Raw genomic sequence first — 2433 nt, 5'->3', positions numbered from 1 at the left:
CTGGACCTGCTGGATCTTGATCGTGACGTTCGGGTGCAGAGCGTGGTAGGCCTTCGCGGCGTTCGTCCAGTACACCGCACCGGGCCCGGGCTGCGCGTTCTCCCAGACGGTCAGCGTGACGTTCCCGCCGGACGAACCGCTGCCGCTGCCGCCGCTGCTACCCCCGGCACAACCGGTCGCGGAGAGAGCGATACCCAGACCGATCGCGACGACCGTCGCTCTGCGAGTTGTCCTCGTCATCGTGGAGACTCCTTGGTGGGGTGATCATTTTCGAAGGGTTCGAAACATGTGGGCGAAGGGGGAGCCCTCGGCGTGCCGGTCGACGCCTGGATCGGGTAGGGCAGTCAGGTGTGTCCTGCGAGGTCGGCGCGTGCGTCCGCTGGTGGCTCTCCAGGCCGAGATCCTGGGGTCACCGCGATCTCAGGCTTCCGGATCGCGACACGTTCCTGCCGACCTGCCTGGCCGCTGGTGCCGCCGCACGGAGTCGCCTCCGTTACGGGGAAGTTTCGAATGGTGGAAGTATGCGTGGGCCCTGAGGGGGAGTCAATGAGTAATTTCCGAAACTACCTCGAAAGTTACCCGCTTGAGACTTCATGGCGTGTCCCGGGATTCTGCACAGCTGGTGGCGGTGCGACTCCGTGCGGGCAGCCGCGGCCGCGGGTCGCAGGCCCTGCGGCAGGGCGAAGGAGCCGCGTCGGCACGGCAGTCGGAGCCGGCGCGCGAACGGTCGCCGAGCACCCTGGCGGCGCGCCCGCACAGGAGCGTGCGGGCGTGCCGCGCCCAGCCCGACGACGCCCACGGGGAGCAGGGACGCCGGCTCTCTCTGGCGCCGACGTCGCGCCTGAGCCGTCCCGACCGGTGGCGGGGCAAGCTGAGAATGGTGCCTGCCCATGGATGTCCCTTCCGTGGACGAGAATCAACCGAGCGAAATATTTCGCCATTGATGCCGATTTTCAGCGAACGGTGGGGACCGTACGGCTCGTCGATTCAGCGCGTCAAGAGGGCGGACCGGACGGATTCGACGGCCGTCGACACGAGTGCGTGGCAGGCCTCTTGGGCCGTTGGGGCACCTCGCACCTGCGGGGCCCGGACGGAGCCGGAAGACGGCTGCAGCGAGCCCCTCCCCCTCGTCCGAAATATTTCAGCTGTGCCGCGGATGCCGGCGACGTGGGGCGTGACGCTCGTCAACCTTGTGGTGGGGGTGCCGTGCTGGCACGAACGACGAGTGTCGTGGACAGTTCCAGGCGAGTCGGCAGGGGCGACTTGTCGTCACGCGGCCGGAGCAGGAGCCGAGTGGCTTCCTCGGCCATCTCCCGCAGGGGCTGGCGCACGGTGGTCAGTGCCGGGCTGGTCCACTTGGCGATCTCGAGGTCGTCGTAACCGACGACCGACAGGTCCTCGGGAACCCGCAGGCCTCGGACGCGGGCGGCCTCCAGAACGCCGAGCGCCTGCAGGTCGCTGCCGGCGAACACGGCGGTCGGCCGCTCCTCGTGCGCGAGCAGCCGACCGCCGCAGAGGTATCCCCCCTCGGCATGGAAGTCGCCGAACTCGACCAGGCTCGCCTCCGGCTCCAGACCGGCCATGGTCAGCGCGGACCGGTAGCCGTCGAGCCGCGCGAGGGAGCACAGCATGTCCTCGGGACCGGTGATGATCCCGATGCGCCGATGGCCCTGTTCGATCAGGTGGCGGGTGGCGGCCAGGCCGCCGGCCCAGTTGGCCGAGCCGACCGACGGAACGTCCAGGTCGGGATCCCCGGCCGGGTCGATCACCACGAACGGGATCGAGCGCGACCACAGTTGCTGCTTGAGCTCCGGCGAGAGACTCGAGAAGGCCAGCACGACACCGAGCGGCCTGCGCCGCACGACCGCCTCGATCCACTCGGGCCCCGGTGCATGCCGGGAACCGCTGTGCGTGACGACGACACCTGCCCCGCGAACGGCGGCGACGGCCTCGACACCCCGCAGCAGCTCCATGGCCCACGGACTGTCGAGTTGGTGGAACACGATCTCGATCAGCGGCGCGTCGGCGCCCGCGCGGCGCCCGCGCGGGTAGCCGTGGCGGAGCAGGAGCTCCTCGACCCGTTCCCGGGTGGAAGCGGCGACGTGGCTATGGCCGTTGAGGACTTTCGAAACGGTCGAAATGGATACTTCGGCCTCGCGGGCGACGTCCGAGAGCGTGACGCGTCCCTCGTCATCGGCTCGATTCATGCGCGCAGCATAGGCCACAGGGCATTCGGGGCCGCCAACATCACGCTTCGGTCACCCCGCGGACTTGGGGCTTGACCAGGCAGGAGCCGGGGCTCTAGCGTCCCGGCGAGACATCGCTTTTCGGTTTCGGCGGCGAAACATTCAGGCAAGCGCCCTGCAGGCGCCTGTGTCTGGCGCCGACGGGACCGAGCATGGTGTGGATGTGCCCGGTCTGCTCAGTGCCGTG

The 2433-nt window shown here is 69.1% G+C and carries 1 protein-coding gene and 1 pseudogene; both read right to left on the bottom strand.

The genetic code is table 11. The features are described from left to right. Nucleotides 1-240, bottom strand: a pseudogene (locus tag ACFP3V_RS31610) (sugar ABC transporter substrate-binding protein); the annotation flags it as partial. 944 nt (nucleotides 241-1184) lie between these two features. Continuing rightward, entirely contained in the window at nucleotides 1185-2207 is a 1023-nt protein-coding gene (locus ACFP3V_RS31605) for a LacI family DNA-binding transcriptional regulator (RefSeq protein WP_380591210.1), read from the bottom strand. Nucleotides 2208-2433 lie beyond the last annotated feature (226 nt).

The sequence above is a fragment of the Streptacidiphilus monticola genome (genome assembly GCF_042658505.1).
In the GTDB taxonomy this organism is placed as follows: Bacteria; Actinomycetota; Actinomycetes; order Streptomycetales; family Streptomycetaceae; genus Streptacidiphilus; species Streptacidiphilus monticola.
This window is presented reverse-complemented; position numbering and strand designations above follow the sequence as displayed.